The organism is Glutamicibacter sp. MOO4, from assembly GCF_056934395.1.
This window is the reverse complement of sequence record NZ_CM167800.1, coordinates 1,344,704-1,362,086: the sequence shown is the minus strand read 5'-3', so window position 1 is coordinate 1,362,086 and position 17,383 is coordinate 1,344,704. Positions and strand designations below refer to the sequence as shown.

At 54.1% G+C, this 17,383-nt stretch carries 18 protein-coding genes and 1 tRNA gene; 15 read left to right on the top strand and 4 right to left on the bottom strand.

Going from position 1 to position 17,383, the window contains the following annotated elements:
* The first annotated feature begins 22 nt into the window (after positions 1 to 22).
* The 6 genes from AC1Z3F_RS06320 to AC1Z3F_RS06295 all read left to right on the top strand — a co-directional run bounded on the left by AC1Z3F_RS06320 (position 23) and on the right by AC1Z3F_RS06295 (position 4,913).
* On the top strand, positions 23 to 1,669 hold the full coding sequence (locus tag AC1Z3F_RS06320; RefSeq protein ID WP_483566818.1) for a hypothetical protein: 1,647 nt from the start codon (positions 23 to 25) through the stop codon (positions 1,667 to 1,669).
* A gap of 57 nt (positions 1,670 to 1,726) precedes the next feature.
* Positions 1,727 to 2,107, top strand: a complete 381-nt coding sequence (rsfS, locus tag AC1Z3F_RS06315; RefSeq protein ID WP_131088346.1) for a ribosome silencing factor — start codon at positions 1,727 to 1,729, stop codon at positions 2,105 to 2,107.
* 71 nt (positions 2,108 to 2,178) lie between these two features.
* Positions 2,179 to 2,254: transfer RNA gene (locus tag AC1Z3F_RS06310), tRNA-Ala, on the top strand.
* A gap of 216 nt (positions 2,255 to 2,470) precedes the next feature.
* The gene (locus tag AC1Z3F_RS06305) at positions 2,471 to 3,562 is read left to right on the top strand and encodes a magnesium and cobalt transport protein CorA (protein ID WP_131088343.1); all 1,092 of its coding nucleotides are present in this window, start codon (positions 2,471 to 2,473) and stop codon (positions 3,560 to 3,562) included.
* Between the two features lie 28 nt (positions 3,563 to 3,590).
* Positions 3,591 to 4,208: a GyrI-like domain-containing protein gene (locus AC1Z3F_RS06300; RefSeq protein ID WP_483566817.1), complete on the top strand. Its 618-nt coding sequence runs from the start codon at positions 3,591 to 3,593 to the stop codon at positions 4,206 to 4,208.
* Positions 4,209 to 4,232: 24 nt separating this feature from the next.
* Positions 4,233 to 4,913: a DNA alkylation repair protein gene (locus AC1Z3F_RS06295; protein ID WP_483566816.1), complete on the top strand. Its 681-nt coding sequence runs from the start codon at positions 4,233 to 4,235 to the stop codon at positions 4,911 to 4,913.
* 50 nt (positions 4,914 to 4,963) lie between these two features.
* On the opposite strand, the gene AC1Z3F_RS06290 is transcribed toward AC1Z3F_RS06295, so the two are convergent.
* The 3 genes from AC1Z3F_RS06290 to AC1Z3F_RS06280 all read right to left on the bottom strand — a co-directional run bounded on the left by AC1Z3F_RS06290 (position 4,964) and on the right by AC1Z3F_RS06280 (position 8,138).
* Entirely contained in the window at positions 4,964 to 6,349 is a 1,386-nt protein-coding gene (locus AC1Z3F_RS06290) for an amino acid permease (protein WP_483566815.1), read from the bottom strand.
* On the bottom strand, positions 6,346 to 7,419 hold the full coding sequence (gene hisC, locus AC1Z3F_RS06285; RefSeq protein ID WP_483566814.1) for a histidinol-phosphate transaminase: 1,074 nt from the start codon (positions 7,417 to 7,419) through the stop codon (positions 6,346 to 6,348). Before hisC ends, AC1Z3F_RS06290 begins: the two co-directional genes overlap by 4 nt.
* Positions 7,420 to 7,631: 212 nt before the next feature.
* A complete protein-coding gene (locus AC1Z3F_RS06280; RefSeq protein WP_131088338.1) occupies positions 7,632 to 8,138 on the bottom strand; it encodes an Lrp/AsnC family transcriptional regulator in 507 nt (168 codons plus the stop codon).
* Between the two features lie 136 nt (positions 8,139 to 8,274).
* Between AC1Z3F_RS06280 and AC1Z3F_RS06275 the strand changes: the two genes are divergently transcribed.
* From AC1Z3F_RS06275 to AC1Z3F_RS06265, 3 genes are all read left to right on the top strand, one after another.
* A complete protein-coding gene (locus AC1Z3F_RS06275; protein ID WP_483566813.1) occupies positions 8,275 to 9,123 on the top strand; it encodes an SDR family NAD(P)-dependent oxidoreductase in 849 nt (282 codons plus the stop codon).
* 63 nt (positions 9,124 to 9,186) lie between these two features.
* On the top strand, positions 9,187 to 10,062 hold the full coding sequence (locus tag AC1Z3F_RS06270) for a VOC family protein (RefSeq protein ID WP_131088336.1): 876 nt from the start codon (positions 9,187 to 9,189) through the stop codon (positions 10,060 to 10,062).
* A gap of 24 nt (positions 10,063 to 10,086) precedes the next feature.
* Positions 10,087 to 10,722 (top strand): pentapeptide repeat-containing protein, encoded by a 636-nt coding sequence (locus tag AC1Z3F_RS06265; protein WP_131088335.1) that lies wholly within the window; start codon positions 10,087 to 10,089, stop codon positions 10,720 to 10,722.
* Here AC1Z3F_RS06265 and AC1Z3F_RS06260 read toward each other — a convergent pair.
* Complete coding sequence (locus AC1Z3F_RS06260) at positions 10,715 to 11,632, bottom strand: LysR family transcriptional regulator (RefSeq protein ID WP_262197617.1); 918 nt, start codon at positions 11,630 to 11,632, stop codon at positions 10,715 to 10,717. The two genes, AC1Z3F_RS06265 and AC1Z3F_RS06260, sit on opposite strands and share 8 nt — an antisense overlap.
* Before the next feature lie 77 nt (positions 11,633 to 11,709).
* Here AC1Z3F_RS06260 and AC1Z3F_RS06255 point away from each other — a divergent pair, with 77 nt between their 5' ends.
* The 6 genes from AC1Z3F_RS06255 to AC1Z3F_RS06230 all read left to right on the top strand — a co-directional run bounded on the left by AC1Z3F_RS06255 (position 11,710) and on the right by AC1Z3F_RS06230 (position 17,348).
* Positions 11,710 to 13,434 carry an FAD-binding protein gene (locus AC1Z3F_RS06255; RefSeq protein WP_262197618.1) on the top strand — a complete coding sequence of 575 codons (1,725 nt, stop codon included), beginning with the start codon at positions 11,710 to 11,712 and terminating at the stop codon, positions 13,432 to 13,434.
* A gap of 320 nt (positions 13,435 to 13,754) precedes the next feature.
* A complete protein-coding gene (locus AC1Z3F_RS06250; protein WP_262197619.1) occupies positions 13,755 to 14,057 on the top strand; it encodes an urease subunit gamma in 303 nt (100 codons plus the stop codon).
* A gap of 26 nt (positions 14,058 to 14,083) precedes the next feature.
* Entirely contained in the window at positions 14,084 to 14,446 is a 363-nt protein-coding gene (locus AC1Z3F_RS06245) for an urease subunit beta (RefSeq protein ID WP_131088331.1), read from the top strand.
* Between the two features lie 2 nt (positions 14,447 to 14,448).
* Complete coding sequence (gene ureC / locus AC1Z3F_RS06240) at positions 14,449 to 16,161, top strand: urease subunit alpha (protein WP_483566812.1); 1,713 nt, start codon at positions 14,449 to 14,451, stop codon at positions 16,159 to 16,161.
* 37 nt (positions 16,162 to 16,198) lie between these two features.
* Positions 16,199 to 16,672 (top strand): urease accessory protein UreE, encoded by a 474-nt coding sequence (gene ureE / locus AC1Z3F_RS06235; protein WP_483566811.1) that lies wholly within the window; start codon positions 16,199 to 16,201, stop codon positions 16,670 to 16,672.
* Entirely contained in the window at positions 16,653 to 17,348 is a 696-nt protein-coding gene (locus AC1Z3F_RS06230; protein WP_131088328.1) for an urease accessory protein UreF, read from the top strand. The genes ureE and AC1Z3F_RS06230 overlap by 20 nt, the downstream gene beginning before the upstream one ends.
* Positions 17,349 to 17,383: the final 35 nt, after the last annotated feature.

The following is a 17,383-nucleotide window of genomic DNA, read 5'->3' as shown; positions in this document are numbered from 1 at the left end:
ATGCGGTCGGGAGAAGTACAGGATGAGCGATAACTCGCAGCCGGTTTCTAGCAGGCGAGCTCTGCGAGAAAAGCGACGCGCCGAAATGGAAGCTTTGCTAGCTAATAGCAAGGCTGAGCAAGACGCTAAAGAACTCGCAGATCAGAAGAACACAGGGGAGTCCGAGAAGTCGGCCAAGCCTGCGAGAACTGAAGCGAGCCCTGAGGCGAAGCCGGATGCAGTCAAGCCGAAGGCGTCACAGCCCGAAGCTAAAGCAGAGGCTAAGCCCGCTGCTTCTCCAAAACCTTCGACTCCAGCCGCTAAGCCGGCTGTCAAGCCGTCGACCCCTGCCGCGCAAGCTACTGCTAAGCCAGCACCAGTTGTTGCTCCGAAGCCTGACGCCGCAAAACAGCCAAACGCAGCCAAGCCAGTTCCTGCTAAGCAGAATGAGGCTAAGGTCACCCCAGCATCCACTACAAGCAAGCCCGCGGACAAGCCTGTCGCAGCTCCTGCTAAACCTGCACCGCAAAGTCAGGCTAAAGCAGCTGTGCCTGCCCCTGCATCTAGCAAGCCAGAGCAGCCAAAGAACGATTCTTCAAAAGCGCAGCCTCAAGCAGCAGCCTCGGCCAAGCCTGATGCCAGCGAAGAATCTGCCGAAGCTGAAAATACTCCTGAGGGGTCCACGGGGGAGCGCGCCTCATTGCGCCGCGCACGCAACCGTGAGGCACTGCGCGAGCGTCGCCGCCTAGAGGGCGAAGTTGACGCTCTGACTAGCCACATTCCAACCGTGGAACCTGGCGATGACCCTAAGCCACTTACTCGTCGTCAACTGCGCCTTCAGGCGTTAGCCGAGCAAGGTCATGCCGCGCCAGCTGCATCGCCAAAGCCTGTAACCAAGCCAGCGAAGAAGCCGGCGGATCATGATGATTCACCTGAAACTACGGTGATGAGTGTTGAGCAGGCCTTGGCAGCACGTCGTGCTCATGCACCGAAGACTCCAATTGATCCAAACCTGCTGGGGGAGGACGACTCCGAGATTGATCTCGAAGTTCTTGCTCACCAGCGTGAAATGGCTGCACGTGCAGCGATCATTTCTCGTCGAGCAGCTGAACGCGAACGTCTGCGTGTGGAGAATGCGAAGCAGGGCAAGGACGACAAGTCCTCTGATCCATTCACCGGCGCGATGGGCAACATTCGCGAGGTTGAGGACCGTATCGCCAAGACTGGCGTTCAAGGTCCAAAGACACAAAGCGTTTCGCTGAACCTGGATGCTGACGGCAAGATCAGCTCGAAGAAGAACCAGGCCGCTCCTGCAGCTAAGAAGCCAGCTGGCAAGTCTGGTGTTACGGCAAAGCCTGCTCCAAAGCAGACTGCTATGCCAGCACCAAAACCAGTGGCTAAGCCTGAGGCAAAACCAGAAGCTAAGCCAGCTGCCAAGCCGGCCGCAAAACCTGCGGTGAAGCCTGCAGATAAGTCAGCTGTTGAGCAGAAGAAAGCAACACCTGCTGGTGATTCGGCAGCAGTACAGATGCCTCGCATCAACGCGGTAAATGCTCAGGGTCTGGAACCCTTGGACGTACAAACCCACGGTGTTCGACGTGCCAACAACATGCTGATTGCCATGATTGTGGCCCTTAGCCTTGGCGGCGCAGCACTGATCGCAGGACTGATCATGTTGCTCGGCAACTAATTTCATAGCAAAATAAGATTCTCGATCTACACCTCTAACAAGGAGACACCCCACTCAATGGGAGCACACGCAGATTCAATTGCCCTCGTGAAGATTGCAGCTCATGCTGCATCTGACAAGATGGCAGAAAACATGGTCGCGCTCGACGTAGCCGATCGCTTGGGCGTCACCGACGCTTTCTTGATTGTCTCTGGTGGATCAGAACCGCAGGTGAACGCAATCGTTGACGAGATCCAGGCAAAGGTTCTCGCAGAGTACAGCATGCGCCCGGTCCGCCGTGAAGGCTTCGGCATGGGTCGCTGGGTACTTTTGGATTACGGCGACGTTGTTGTCCACGTTCAGCACCAGGAAGATCGTATCTTCTACGCTTTGGAACGCCTCTGGGCCGACTGCCCAGTTATTGAGTTGCCTGAGGAATTGTCCCAGAACAACCAGTAATCTGGAATTTGCATCCTGATCAGTTAGTCCTCTATGATAATGGAGTTGCCTGATCGGGGTAGCAATCCTTTGGGGGTATGGCGCAGTTGGTAGCGCGTCTGCATGGCATGCAGAAGGTCAGGGGTTCGAATCCCCTTATCTCCACCAATTAAATCCTGAAATTCTTGGAAAAGAATTTCAGGATTTTCTCGTTTATAGGCTCATTGATTTCATCAATAGATACGTGTCTTTGAAGGACCAGAGCAGCGGGGACCTCACGCAGAGAGCAGTTGCACAAAACTCGTTGTGTTGCCGAAAGCTTTGTGCACCACTATTTTGATTCTCCTTGCGATACTGGAACAAAGTCATTCAACCAGGAGCACCATGGCACGAATTCAGCGACGCAGCTCACGAGCAAAATACACCGCCAACAACCAGGCATCGACTCATAGCCTGAAGCGAGTGCGATTCATTGATGACGGTGCTGTGGAGACGGCTCCAGCGGACATCACCGCAACTCAAGCTCTTGAATTCAGCCAAACTGGTGACAACAGGATCGCTCTTTCGCTGTACCCAACGCCGAACGAAGCCGATATCCAAGAACTGACCGAGGCTTGGAACCTGCACCCGGTACTCGTTGAAGACCTCTTGCATGCTCGGCAGCGCCCCAAGCTTGAACGCTATGGCGACGTGCTCCTCATCGTTGTTCGTTCCGCGCTGTATCTTGATGAAGCCGAGACAGTTGAACTTTCTGAGTTCCATATTCTCGTCAGGCCTGGCTCCGTTGCGGTCTTTTGCCAAGATCACCGCTGGATTGATGGAACCGACGGTCACGAATTTGCTGAGTCCATCAGTAATGGAAACCTTCAACAACATCAGATGTTGCTCAAAGACCCTAAGCTCCTGCGGCTAGGGGCGGAGGCTGTGCTCTATCGGATATTGGATGAAATTGTTGACGGATACGCTCCAGTTCTTCGCGGACTAGGCATTGATAAGGAACAGATCGAAAGCCAGGTGTTCGGCGGAGATGCAGCCGTCACCGAACGCATCTATCGACTAAGCCAAGAGGTCGTTGATATGCAGCACTCCACGGCGTCCCTGCTTGAGGTAGTGCGCTCACTGGACGACGGGTTCAGTAAGTATCCAGTTCCTGAGGAGCTGCAAACCTATCTACAGGACGTCACTGACCACCTGACTCGCGCTAATACCCAAGCGCTTGAGTATCGAGAAGCCTTGTCCCAGATTTTGAACGTGAACGCCACATTGGTCGCCCAACGGCAAAACGAAGACATGAAGAAGATCTCTGGTTGGGCCGCAATTCTCTTCGCCCCGACGCTGATCGCGGCCATCTATGGCATGAATTTCGATAACATGCCGGAACTTCACTGGTCCTTTGGGTATCCCGGTGCGGTGCTGTTCATGGTCGTATTTGCTGCAGCACTATATGGTGTATTCAAATGGCGTAAGTGGTTCTAAGTAGTCGTGGAACTAGGGGAGCGAAGTATTGGTCGAGAAGATTGATTTCAAAAAAGTTAGCCCCGGTTATCGTGCGAAGGCTTCCGAATTTCAAGTACTAACCCTTGAACCCACTCGTTATCTGATGGTTGACGGAACCGGAGATCCCAATATATCCACGGCCTATACCCAGGCGGTGGAGTCGCTATACCCAATTGCTTACAAGCTGAAATTCGCGAGTAAGCAGATCGGGAGGGATTACGTGGTGCCACCGCTTGAAGGGCTGTGGTGGGCCGATGATCTGACTAGCTTCACTGATCATAGGGATAAGTCTTTGTGGCACTGGACGCTGATGTTGATGATTCCACGGTGGTTAGACGACGGTGACGCGCTGCAAGCTAAAGAAGCCGCACAAGCTAGCAAGAACTTGCCTGCCGTCGACAAGGTGCGCATAGAAGTCTTGGATGAAGGTCAATGCGTTCAGACCTTGCACGTTGGTACTTACGATGACGAGGGACCGGTGCTCAAGAGCATGCACGAGGATTTCATCCCAAAGCATGGATTGCAGATGACCGGCAAACATCACGAAATCTATCTTGGCGATCCTAGACGAGTGACCCCGTCGAAGTTAAGAACAATACTTCGACAACCTGTTCAGTCGCTTTAGCAACTACTAGATGTGGAGCAGAAATTGAGCCAGCAATTAGGACCAGACAGTTTGGTCGAGGACGTCCAGCAGGCGCTGGCCGAGCTGGAAGACCCCAAAGCTAGGGCCATCAACGAACGCCACGGCGATGACTTTGGCGTTAACTTGAGTAAGTTGAGGGCTTTAGCGAAGTCGTTGAAGTCTAATCAGGAACTTGCCGAGCAACTCTGGAACACGCAGGACACAGCAAGCGCTTTGGTTGCCATCTTGATTGCTAAGCCACGTAGCTTCACCCTTGAACAGCTTCTTCAATGGAGCAAACAAGCCAGCACGCCTAAGGTGCAGAGCTGGTTCCTTAGCTACATCGTCAAAAAAACTAAGCTCCTTGAACAGCTTCGATGCGCGCTAATGCTCGAGCAAGACCCAGTCCTGGAAGCAGCAGGTTGGGAGCTGACAGCACACCAAGTGGCCAAGGACCCCGACAAGCTTAATCTTCCAGAACTGCTGGATACCATCGAGCGACGGATGGTCACGGCACCGGACCGCTTGCAGTGGGCAATGAACAATACCTTGGCAAATATCGGAATTGAACATGCCCCGCTTCGTGCCAGGGCTTTGGCAATTGGCGAGAAACTGCAGGTACTCGCGGATTATCCGACGTCACCCGGGTGCACCTCACCATTCGCTCCAATCTGGATCCACGAAATGGTGAAAAGAAAAGCCTAGGTTCAATTCACGGATGAATTGAACCTAGGCTTCGATCTCGACGGCAGTCGTTAACTTTCGTTGCTGACCAACTCGTCGGACTGTTCACGTAAGACTAGTTTGGAAACTAGCCAGATCGCTGCGGTGAGTCCACCGGTCAGTAGCAACTGGGTGCGTGCTGCAGGATCAGTCATGGCGATAACTACGATCACCGCGAGAACAACCAGAGTTGCGATGCTCAGTGCTGGGAAACCCCACAGGCGCAAAGGCAATTTCTCGCCATTCCTATCTGCCCGGCGTCGCAAGATCAACTGAGTTACCGCGATAAACGCCCAGATGATGATGATCGTTGACCCGACTACATTGAGCAGGACAGGCATGACGGTCTCAGGCCAAATCCAATTCAGACCCACCGCGAGGAATGAGAAAGTGACCGAACTGAGCACGGCCTTGGATGGCACGCCCTTGCCAGTCACGTGGGTGACAGCTCGTGGAGCCAACTTGCGCTGACCCAGCGAGTAGAGCATGCGCGATGCCCCGTAGATATTGGCGTTCATTGCCGAGAGCAATGCAACGACGACCACGGCGTTCATCAGTAGTCCGACACCCGGGACGTTCATAACGCCCAAAGCGGCAGCAAAAGGACCGTCGGCAATAGCCGGATCGTTCCATGGCAGCAGTGCCACAATGATGAGGATCGAGCCGAGGTAGAAGAAGAGGATGCGAAGCATCACTGACTTCACAGTTCGCTTGATGTTGCCAGCAGGATCACTCGACTCAGCAGCGGCAATAGAAACAACTTCGGTGCCACCGAAGGAGAAGATCACGATGAGCAGTGCGGCAGCGATCCCGGGCATTCCGCCCGGTGCGAATCCACCGTGAGCAGAAAGATTGCCAAATCCTACGGATGCGTCGGTAGGGATAACGCGTGTAAGAACCAAGACGCCGAAGACCAAGAACGCGAGAATCGCGGCAACTTTAATGACCGCAAACCAGTATTCGAACCGTCCATAGTTCCGAACACCCAATAGGTTCCCGGCGGTCAGGATGACTACAAAGCCGAGCACCCATGCCCATTGAGGGACTGCAGGGAGCCAAGTGGCCGTGATGGCTGCTGCACCGGTAGCCTCGGCGGCGATCACAACGACTAGCTGAATCCAGTACAGCCAGCCTAAGGTGCTCCCGGCGCTTCGACCCATGGCCCTGTGGGCAAAGGTACTGAATGCGCCGGAGGATGGGTGTGCAGCAACCATTTCGGCGAGCATCGCCATGATGACGATGATGACCGCTCCGGCGATCAAGTAGGAAATCAATACTGCCGGGCCTGCAATGGAGATCGCCTGGCCGGATCCAACAAAAAGGCCAGCGCCGATAGCTCCGCCCAGACCCATCATGGAAATCTGGCGTTGAGTCAGCGAAGAGTGGAGCTGGGAAGTCGGAGTTTTTATTGCGGTCATGCGGTGGCCGCCTCTGCGGGTTTGATTGCTGGCAAAGCTGCCAGCACACGATTGACATCTTCTTCGGTGCCGGAGGAAATACGTAGTCCATCACCGGCGAATGCGCGGACAATGACTCCGCCGGAAGCAAGCTGGGCTTCCAACTCGATGGTTTGCTCACCGGCATCAACCCAAACGAAGTTTGCCTGCGACTTCACAACTGGGTATCCAGCGGCCGCTAGAGCCTCATACATGCGTTCGCGCTGAGTCACGACCTCTTCGATGCGTACGGAGAGCTCATCGATGGCAGCTAGGGAAGCTACTGCGGCACGCTGTGCTAGGTCAGAGACACCGAAGGGCACTGCGACTTTACGCAAGTTTTCTGCTACTTTCAAAGGGCTGATTGCATAGCCGATTCGCAGGCCGGCAAGTCCGTAAGCCTTGGAGAACGTATGGAGTACGGCCACGTGTGGGTACTTGCAGAAGAGGGCAAGTCCATCAGCGCGTACGGTGGAACGGTCAAAATGCACGTAGGCTTCGTCGACTACGACAAGGACATCGCGTGGCACAGCATTGATGAAATCATCGAGTGCCTGGGCCTGAACAACCGTTCCAGTCGGGTTGTTGGGATTGCAGATAAAAATGAGGCGTGTTTTTTCGGTAATCGCGTTGAGCATGGCCGGCAGATCGTGACGTGATTCGCTGTCGAGGGGGACTTCAACCGGAGTGGCGCCAGCAATTCGGACCAGTGATGGGTAGGCCTCGAACGAACGCCAGGCGTACATGACTTCGTCACCTTCTGCGGCGACGGCATGAATGATCTGGGCCGCGACTTCAACTGAACCTGCCCCGAGGGTGATGTGCTCAGGGGCGATATCGAATTGGTCGCTGAGTGCATTGGTGAGCTGTGGAGCTGCAATGCTCGGGTAACGATGGATAGTTGCCAGCCCCTCCTGGATGCTGGAGAGCACAGAGGGAAGTGGGCTGTGCGGGGATTCGTTGGAGGAGAGTTTAGAAGCTCCAGCGGGTGCGGGCTTACCCTGCTTGTAAGCGGGTACTTTCTGCAAGGAGGGGCGCTGGTGAAGGGTCATGAGTTTCCTCTCTGATTGCCAAAACAACTTGAGGCTGGCAATCGTTCAAACAGCAAGACCCTTGCAACGACACTCCTTGCAGTGGTCTCGCTCATATTCTCGCGTGTCGCGATTCACAAGCAATGACTGTAGGTTGAACGATTGAACCGTGCAATCGGAGTCTGAGTACCTATGCAGGCTGCATAGTGGTCATTGCCCACCTGACTATTTTACTAGTCATTCTGCTTAGCCTTTTCCGTCTCGGCCTCGGCCCTAGCGCAAGCGGAGACTAATGGAAGCGTGCGCCCTTGAAAATGTTCATGCAGGGCAAATGAGGATGAGGTCCTTGCCACACCGGGCACGCGGTTGATCCTGTCAAAAATTTCTTGCAGGTCTTCGGCCGTGCGTGCAACTACACGTAATTGCAGATCCGAGGTTCCGGTGACCGTGTACATATCTACGATCTCGGGGATGGACTCTTCTAGGGCCGAAGCGACCGGACCATGCCCGTATCGCTGAATAATTTCTACTTGGCAAAACGCCACCAAAGAGTAGCCGAATCCCGCAGGTTCAATGCGCGGGATAATTCCTTGGATCACACCGGCATCGTGTAGCCGGGTCAACCGACTACTTACTGTCCCTCGGGCAACACCAAGGCGCCGTGCACATTCCATGACCGGCAGCATCGGTGATTCGGTCAGTAACTCAATAAGGTCCGCGTCTAGGCGGTCAATGCGCACGATAGTCCCTCCGGGGTGTGTTTTTGATATTTCAAGGCTAACTGGCAAACGCGATTGTCTGACTCAGGATGTGCGTGGTTGTAACCCGCGTCACAGGATATGCTGAGCCCAAGAAAGAATCTACGGGAGGGTAACCATGTCAAAGCCAGCATTGGAATCAGTCGCACGGAAACAGGTATTGGTCACTGGAGCGGCTAGCGGGATGGGACGATTGTTTGCCCGTAAGGCTGCTCTCGAAGGCGCATCCCGAGTGATCATCTGGGACGTTAATGAGGCAGGCTTAGAAGAGGTAGCTGCAGAACTCCGGTTACTCGAAGTTAATGTTGACGCTCAAGTGGTTGACTTGGCTCAGCTGGATCAAATCAAGAGTGCTGCAGCCCAGGCCATCAGCTCCGGCGGTGTGGACATTCTGATCAATAACGCGGGCGTTGTTACTGGATCTCCATTTGAACAACACCGCACCGAGCAGATCACCACCACGATTCAAATCAATACCTTGGCTCCGATGTACATCACTCACGAGTTGTTGTCTCAACTGACGCAACGGGGCACCGGACGCATTCTGACGATGGCTTCTGCAGCAGGGCTGGTGTCCAACCCGAATATGAGTGTCTACTGCGCCTCAAAGTCGGCAGCTTTGGCATGGAGCGACTCGTTGAGGCTGGAGCTTGAAAGCGATCCAGAGATTGCAGTCACGACCATCTGTCCCACCTACGTTTCAACGGGGATGTTTGAGGGAGCGAAACCAATGTTGCTCACCCCAATCTTGCAACCAGAGCAGGTCGTTGAGCGTGCATGGAAAGCCATGCTCTCAGGTACGCCATTGGTGCTCCTACCGTGGACCAGCAGGCTGGGTCAGTTCCTACGCGGTGTCTTGCCCCGCGTCGCCTGGGACTACGTGGCTGAGAACGTCATTGGCGTCTATAACTCAATGGATGAGTTCAAGGGTCGTGATCGAGAGACTACTGATCTGAAAAATCGCTGATTGCTCTTCCAATAATGGAAGCGAGTTCGTAACTTGGAATGACAGCGAGGGATAGGGGACGCAATGCAAAATCTGACGGTAAATCTATGGATGCAAGGAAACGCTGAGGAAGCCGGAGATTTCTACGCAGCTGCGTTGCCCGAAGCTAGATCTGAGGTGGAATCCCGATATCCCACCGAGGGGCTGTTGGACTTTCAGAAACCCTTTGCGGGAGAGGCGCTGACGGTCTCCGTGTGGGTTCGGGGCACGAAAATTACCCTCATTAATGCCGGAAATGAGTTTGACCCGAATCCTTCGATTTCGATTATTCTCAATTTCCGGGCCTCGGAACGAGAGTTGCTGGACAGTACATGGGCGGCGCTCAGCGATGGCGGCCAGGTCATGATGCCACTGCAGCAGTATCCTTTCAGCGAGCACTATGGATGGGTCACTGACCGTTTTGGTGTGTCGTGGCAACTGATGGAATCAGCCCAAGAGATTCAGCCCGGTGCCCAGGTATTGCCAAGCCTTATGTTCTGCGGCCAGGCACAGAATCGTGCAGCGGAGGCCTTGGAATTCTACTCAGACGTCTTCGGGGCAAAGGTCCATATGCAAGTGCCGTATGGGCAGGCCAATGAAGTAGTACATGCCGAATCAATCATGTTTTCCCAATTTTCGTTGGGTGAGGATGTTCTCTCAGCAATGGATTCAGGGGTGAGTCAACCCTTCACCTTTACCCCCGGTGTTTCTCTGCAATGGGATTGTGAAGGTCAGGCAGAGATTGATCGACTCTGGGATGCATTATCCGCCGTTCCAGAGGCGGAAGCCTGCGGTTGGCTCAGCGACAAATTCGGCGTTAGCTGGCAAATCGTCCCTGCCAACATGGACGAATTGATGAAACGACCAGATGCTTTCCAGCATATGCTTGGGATGAAGAAGCTGGTGATCGACGAGTTCTAAAGTCGGTCAAAAAGAGGAGAGTTGATGCACGCGCCGAAAATCAGACCGTTTACCCTGCCCCAGCTGGCGACCGGATACAGCGGTGATTTAGATGGCGGCGAGTACCTAGAACTTCTCCACTTTGACAGGCTTGTAGAACCGCTGCAGGCCCGTGAAGCGCGCCTAGAAGAATGCCTGATCAGTTCGCTGCAACTTGAACAGATCAGCAACGCTCGGTTGATCCAGTGCGAATTGAGACAGATCGACTCACCAGTCATGCAGGCCGCCGGAACGTACTTCAATGACGTACGAGTTGGATATTCACGGTTTGGATCAGCTGACTTTGCGGACGCCGAATTTGATTCCGTGGTTTTTGATAACTGCAAATTTGGTTGGTTGAATTTGCGTGGAGTGAACGCTCGCGATGTTCAGTTTCGCAATTGTCAGTTTGATGAGCTGGACCTGCAAGGAGCAAAGATTCAGCGCATGTCATTCGTGGATAGCCGCGCTGGGCAGCTGTCGAGTTCTCAGGCGACGCTTCGCGAGGTTGATTTTCAAGGATTGGATTTCGGCTTTGTTGATGGACTCGAGGGGCTCCGCGGCGCGCAGATCAGCACAATGCAACTTTCTATGCTGGCCGAACAAATGGCCTCGCACTTGGGGATCAAGCTAGCTAAGTAATTTGTTCGTGGCGCTCTGATAATTCCTTGGCCGTATCTGCAAGTAAGTCTTGCATAGCCGTTGCGGCCCTGGTCAAGGCGACATCTTTACGATGTGCCAGTCCAACGGTTCGTGACAACTGCGGCGCGCGCAACGCAATGGTGCGCAGCCCTGACGATTCAAGTGCAACGGTCGCGGGGACCACCGCAACGCCTAGCCCCTGCTTTACGAACCGCAAGACGGCATCCATTTCCCCGCCTTCAACAACGACATTTGGATGAAGGCCTGCGTCTCTATAGGTGCGCATGGTGCTAGCTCGAAGATCGTAGCTGCGCGAGAATGCGATCTGTGGAACAGGGGCTAACGCGCGTAAATCTAGTTCTTCGAGTTCCGGCAAATGCGGATTTGTCGTTGAATCAACAACCACTAGTTCTTCTTTGAATAATGCCAAGCTGTCCAAGTTACTTCCGTTGATCGAGTGCTCTGAAGTGACGATCAGGGCCAGATCCAACAGGCCGCCGTTGAGCTGATCTAGTAACTCTCGTGACCCGGCCTCCGATATCTGTAATTGCACCCCAGGGTATCGATCATGGAACGTACCGAGAGCCTGGGCCACCACTGACACACAAAGTGTTGGCGGCGCACCCAGACGCACCCGACCTCTACGTAAGCCCGCGAGGTCGGCCATCTCGCTTCGGATAGATTCTTCATCGGCAAGCATGCGCCGCGCGCGAGGAAGCAGCGCTTGGCCAGCAGAGGTGAGTGAAATGTTTCCCCTAGCACGGTGGAACAGTTCTGACCCTAGCTCCTGCTCCAACGTCGAAACTTGGCGGCTCAACGAAGGCTGAGTCAGGTGCAAAAGCTCGGCAGCGCGTGTGAAGTGCCCCACCTCGCTGATGGTGACGAAGCCTCGTAATTGCTCTAAATTCATATGCATAGCCTATCGCTATTGAAAGCATGATTATTATTCATTGGACGTATTCTCGGCAAAGGTCGAAGCTGAGAAATATGAGAACAGAAAAGCAAATATCAACTTCAGTCCTCGTCATCGGCACCGGTGGTTCAGGACTAAGAGCCGCAATCGAACTGGCCGAACTGGGCACCGACGTCCTCGCCGTGGGAAAGCGTCCAAAGAATGACGCTCACACCTCACTCGCCGCCGGCGGCATCAACGCCGCACTCGGAACCATGGATGAAGAAGACAGCTGGCAGCAACACGCTGCGGACACCATCAAGGAAAGCTACTACCTGGCGGATCCGCGGACCGTGCAGGTCGTGGCTCAAGGCGCAACCCGTGGCATCGAGGACCTTGAACGCTACGGCATGAACTTTGCACGGGAACACGACGGCCGAATTTCACAACGATTCTTCGGAGCCCACAAATTCCGTCGCACCGCGTTCGCCGGAGACTACACCGGACTAGAAATTCAACGCACACTCATCAAGCGTGCCGAACAATTGCAGATCCCGATTCTGGACTCGGTCTACGTCACCGAACTCTTGGTCGCCGACGGCGTGATTTTTGGAGCGTACGGCTTCGACGTCAACGATGGTACGGGCTACCTGATTCAAGCCGACGCAGTCATCTTGGCCGCCGGAGGACACAACCGCATCTGGCGTCGCAGTAGTTCACGGCGAGATGAAAACACCGGAGATTCCTTCCGTCTTGCCGTAGAGGCCGGCGCCCGTCTGCGCGATGCCGAGCTGGTGCAATTCCACCCCTCAGGCATTATCGAACCCGAATCCGTCGCTGGAACATTGATCTCTGAAGCAGCCCGAGGCGAGGGCGGAATCCTCACCAACGCCTTGGGCGAGCGCTTTATGAAAAGCTACGATTCCGAACGCATGGAACTGTCCACCCGCGACCGAGTTGCGTTGGCCGCCTATACGGAAATCAGCGAAGGACGCGGAACGGACAAGGGCGGTGTATGGCTTGATGTCTCTCACCTGCCACGCGAAACCATCATGTCGCGACTTCCACGGGTCTATCAGACCATGCTTGAAGAACAGATGCTCGATATCACCCGAGAAAAAATTGAGATTGCACCGACAGCCCATTATTCGATGGGAGGGGTGTGGGTTGATCCGTTGACTCATGCCAGTGAGGTTCCAGGACTGTACGCCATCGGAGAAGCCTCATCCGGACTCCACGGAGCCAACCGCCTTGGCGGCAACTCATTAATTGAGTTGCTTGTATTCGGCCGAATCGTTGGGCAGGAAGCTTCCGATTATTCACGCTCACTGTCGGTGCACCATCGGTCGCATGAAGCCATAAACAAGGCACGCAGCACTGTGGATTCGCTAGTGAACGCCGACGGTGAGGAAAACGTTCGTTCCTTGCAACGAGCAATTCGGGATGTCATGACCGAACATGCCGGGGTCGTTCGCAACGAAGAGAGCCTAAATCGCGGACTGGAGAAACTGGCGGAGATCGAAGAGAGAATGCAAAACATTGGTATTCATCCGGACATCGCTGGCTACCAAGACCTCTGTCATGCCTTTGATCTCAAGTCTTCTGTTCTAGCTGCCAGGGCAACATTGGAATCCGCCGTGGAACGCAAAGAGACACGCGGTTGTCATAACCGTAGTGATTACCCAATGACGGATCCAAGGTTGCAAGTGAATCTGGTGTGGTCGCCAGAGGGAATTGTTCGTGAAGCGATTCCTGCAGTGCCTGAAGAGATCGAAAAACTGATCACCGAAGTCTCGCAAATCGGCAAGCTGGTCGAATAGGTCTTATTGGACGCGAGAAATCGACATGCTCCTGCTCCTCGGAACGAATAAAATGGCGTAACTTGCCAGTGGCGTTCCGGGGAGCAGACTGCGTTCATTTGATAGTAATTCTCCTTCTTTGAACCGCTACTGACCTGGAAAGGCAACAGCCGTAATGAAGTCTTAACTTCATAGAAATAGACACGTGGGGGAGCCGACGCGGTCGATGGGTAAAATCAAGATTGTCTAGGGACAATGAATTTTGTCTATGAGTGTTTCGCGGCCGTTTATCGGTCAGAGTACGAAAAGCTCAGAGCAACTGTTGAATGGGGAATCTGTCGATGCATCTAACGCCGCGCGAGCACGAAAAGCTCATGATCGTTGTCGCCGCGGACCTGGCGCGCAGGCGTCAAGGACGCGGACTGAAGCTCAACTATCCAGAAGCTACGGCCATCATCACCTATGAGCTGATGGAAGGCGCCCGTGACGGTCGCACCGTGGCGGACCTGATGAGCTACGGAACCACGATCCTTCGACGTGAGGACGTGATGGAAGGAATCGCCGAAATGATGCATGACGTTCAGGTCGAAGCAACTTTTCCTGACGGCACCAAGCTCGTTACGGTCCATAGTCCCATCCGTTAGCATCGACGGTTAGAAAGGCACTGATCATGATTCCCGGAGAATACGTACTTCGCGACGAGCCGATAGCTTGCAACCAGACGCAGAAGACCCGAACGATTAATCTCGTGAACCGTGGCGACCGCCCGGTGCAAGTGGGCTCCCATTTTCACTTCGCTGAAGTCAACCCAAAGCTTGAATTTGACCGTGATTCCGCTCGCGGATTCCGCCTCGACATACCCGCCGGAACAGCGGTGAGGTTCGAACCAGGGGACGCACGCAGCGTTAGGTTAGTCGAATATTCCGGAGCACGAGAGGTTCACGGATTCCGAAATGCGGTTGGCGGTCCACTAGAGAATACCGCCGATCAGATCACAGCCAACGAAGCATCGCAGAATGAGCAGGAGCTGTAATCATGGGCTTCGAAATGACCCGCAAGCAGTACTCGGAAATGTATGGCCCAACCACCGGTGACGCAATTCGCCTGGCTGACACGGAACTGCTTCTAGAAATCGAAAAGGACTACACAACCTATGGAGAAGAAGTTGTCTTCGGTGGGGGAAAAGTCATTCGTGACGGCATGGGACAAAATGGTCGCCTAACCCGAGATCAAAACATTCCCGATACCGTGATCACCAACGTCGTGGTTCTGGATTACAGCGGTATCTACAAAGCAGACGTAGCTTTGCGCGATGGACACATCTTCAAAATCGGAAAGGCTGGCAACCCAGATATCTCTGACGGCGTCGACATCACTATTGGTGCCGCAACCGAGATCATTGCCGGTGAACACAAGATACTGACGGCCGGAGCCATCGACACCCATATTCACTTCATTTCTCCGGGTCAGGTAGAAGCGGCTTTAGCCAATGGCACCACCACTATGATCGGTGGCGGTACTGGACCAGCTGAAGGAACCAAGGCGACCAGTCTGACCCCTGGTTCGTGGAATATCGCACGGATGTTGCAGGCAGTGGAAAACCTTCCGGTCAACATCGGATTTTTGGGTAAAGGGCACGCCAGCGATACGGCACCTCTAGTCGAACAGATTCGAGCCGGAGCCATTGGGCTGAAGATCCACGAGGATTGGGGCGCAACTACATCCTCCATCGACACATCGCTGAAGGTAGCCGATGAATATGACGTTCAAGTCGCGATTCACACCGATACGTTGAACGAATGTGGCTTTGTCGAAGACACCATTGAGGCGATCGCTGGGCGCGTTATTCATACCTTCCATACCGAAGGCGCCGGAGGTGGTCATGCTCCGGACATCATTCGCATGGCTGGCCTGTCCAACGTCATCCCTGCTTCGACCAATCCCACGCTGCCTTATACAACCAACACGGTTGATGAGCACCTGGACATGCTCATGGTGTGTCACCACTTAAATCCCGATATACCCGAGGATGTCGCCTTCGCCGATTCACGCATTCGTCCTGAAACTATTGCTGCCGAGGACGTTCTGCACGACATGGGAGTATTTTCCATTACTTCATCGGACTCGCAGGCCATGGGCCGCGTGGGCGAAGTGGTGCTACGTACCTGGCAGGTAGCGGATTCCATGAAACGCCAGCGCGGTAAGTTAGCCGGGGATCCAGAGATTGGCGACAATGCGCGGCTGAAGCGCTACGTTGCCAAGTACACGATCAATCCTGCAATTGCGCAAGGAATTTCAGATTCCATCGGTAGCGTTGAAGAAGGAAAGTTCGCTGACCTGGTGCTGTGGGATCCTGCGTTTTTCGGTGTGAAACCAGACCTGGTGATCAAGGGTGGCATGGTCGTGCAATCGATTATGGGCGATTCAAATGCTTCGATTCCAACCCCACAGCCGCGCACGCTCCGCCCTAGCTTTGGTGCTATGGGTTCGGCAGTTCATTCCAGCTCCATCACCTTCATGTCCCAGGCGGCCATTGATGGCGGGGTCCCGGAGCAGTTGGGACTTCGCAAGATCATTCGACCTTGCCACGGCATCCGCAACCTCACCAAGGCTGATCTGAAGCACAACGGGCATACCCCAGAGATCAAGGTTGATGCTCAAACCTATGAGGTTTCTGTTGATGGTGAACTGGCCACCTGCGAACCGTCCAAGGAACTGCCGATGACTCAACGGTATTTCCTGTTCTAGCAGAGCTATCGCATGAAAGTTTTTGAGAAGGAGCACAATGATTATTGAAAAACTCGTGGGAAACATCCATGAGGAATCCGCCGATCTGCTTGCCGACAGGCATCACGAGAAGGTGGTTCTGCCCAGTGCGGATCTGGTCAAACGAATCCAACGGGTTAGCACTGACCATGGGCGAGAACTAGGGCTTCGGCTAGCACCGGGACCGGATTTGAAAGACGGTGATATCTTGATGATTTCAGATTCCGAGCTCATCACCATTTCTGTCTTGCCTACAGACGTTTTGGTTATCGCTTCACAATCAATCTACGAGATGGCTTTCATCGCTCATTCACTGGGCAATCGTCACCTGCAGGCACAATTCTTCGATATTGAATCGGAGTACAAGGCTGAGGTGATGGTGGTGCAATACGACCATACTGTTGAGGACTTCTTGAAGCATCACCACGCTCCATACGAACGTCAGGAACGTGTTATGCCTGTTCCTTTCCGACATGCAGAACACACCCACTAGCTCTGGGCATCTGCTGACCTTATTGCAGCTTTCGGATTCTGCTCTTCCCACGGGCGCCTTCAGTCACTCGTTTGGAATGGAATCCTATCTGGAATCAGGTCAGGTTCAGGATGAACATAGTTTTGCCCTGTGGCTTCGGCAGTTTCTAGCGCAATCGTTGGCCTATACAGATGGCTTGCTACTTCGCTTTGCTTTCGAAGCTGAAGATAAGGAACGCATTATTGCGCTGGACTCAATGATCCATGCTTCGGCACTGCCTAAGCAGCTACGTCTGGCGGCTCAAAAAATGGGTGGGCGGATGTTGGCCGTATCCTTGGCAGGATTTGAGGTGCCTGAGCTGCGAAGCTATGAACAAGCGATACGTTCGGGGCGGTGCGTAGGGCATCCGGCCATCGCTTTTGCGTTGGCCGCTCGCGGAGCCGGAGCACCGCTGGCGGATGCGCTGAGCAGCTACTTGTTTTCGACAGCGATAAGCCTGACACAGAACGCAATTCGTGCCATTCCGCTGGGGCAAGATGCCGGGCAACGGGTGATCCGTTCGATGCACGAAGCCGTTGGTGAAACAGTTACCAAAATCTTCACCCTGGATGACCAAGATTTGGGTGTGGCCGCACCGGGACTCGAGATCGCACAGATGCGACATGAGCACCAGCGCGCACGCATGTTCATGTCTTAAAACATCTGCCAAAGACCGTTGACGCGGTCCGAACT

Coding starts and splice junctions, on each gene's coding strand:
- AC1Z3F_RS06230 (WP_131088328.1), top strand. CDS start 16,653: ATGCAGAACACACCCACTAGCTCTGGGCATCTGCTGACCTTATTGCAG.
- AC1Z3F_RS06260 (WP_262197617.1), bottom strand. CDS start 11,632: ATGAATTTAGAGCAATTACGAGGCTTCGTCACCATCAGCGAGGTGGGG.
- AC1Z3F_RS06305 (WP_131088343.1), top strand. CDS start 2,471: ATGGCACGAATTCAGCGACGCAGCTCACGAGCAAAATACACCGCCAAC.
- AC1Z3F_RS06265 (WP_131088335.1), top strand. CDS start 10,087: ATGCACGCGCCGAAAATCAGACCGTTTACCCTGCCCCAGCTGGCGACC.
- ureE (WP_483566811.1), top strand. CDS start 16,199: ATGATTATTGAAAAACTCGTGGGAAACATCCATGAGGAATCCGCCGAT.
- ureC (WP_483566812.1), top strand. CDS start 14,449: ATGGGCTTCGAAATGACCCGCAAGCAGTACTCGGAAATGTATGGCCCA.
- AC1Z3F_RS06245 (WP_131088331.1), top strand. CDS start 14,084: ATGATTCCCGGAGAATACGTACTTCGCGACGAGCCGATAGCTTGCAAC.
- AC1Z3F_RS06250 (WP_262197619.1), top strand. CDS start 13,755: ATGCATCTAACGCCGCGCGAGCACGAAAAGCTCATGATCGTTGTCGCC.
- AC1Z3F_RS06320 (WP_483566818.1), top strand. CDS start 23: ATGAGCGATAACTCGCAGCCGGTTTCTAGCAGGCGAGCTCTGCGAGAA.
- AC1Z3F_RS06255 (WP_262197618.1), top strand. CDS start 11,710: ATGAGAACAGAAAAGCAAATATCAACTTCAGTCCTCGTCATCGGCACC.
- AC1Z3F_RS06270 (WP_131088336.1), top strand. CDS start 9,187: ATGCAAAATCTGACGGTAAATCTATGGATGCAAGGAAACGCTGAGGAA.
- rsfS (WP_131088346.1), top strand. CDS start 1,727: ATGGGAGCACACGCAGATTCAATTGCCCTCGTGAAGATTGCAGCTCAT.
- AC1Z3F_RS06275 (WP_483566813.1), top strand. CDS start 8,275: ATGTCAAAGCCAGCATTGGAATCAGTCGCACGGAAACAGGTATTGGTC.
- AC1Z3F_RS06290 (WP_483566815.1), bottom strand. CDS start 6,349: ATGACCGCAATAAAAACTCCGACTTCCCAGCTCCACTCTTCGCTGACT.
- hisC (WP_483566814.1), bottom strand. CDS start 7,419: ATGACCCTTCACCAGCGCCCCTCCTTGCAGAAAGTACCCGCTTACAAG.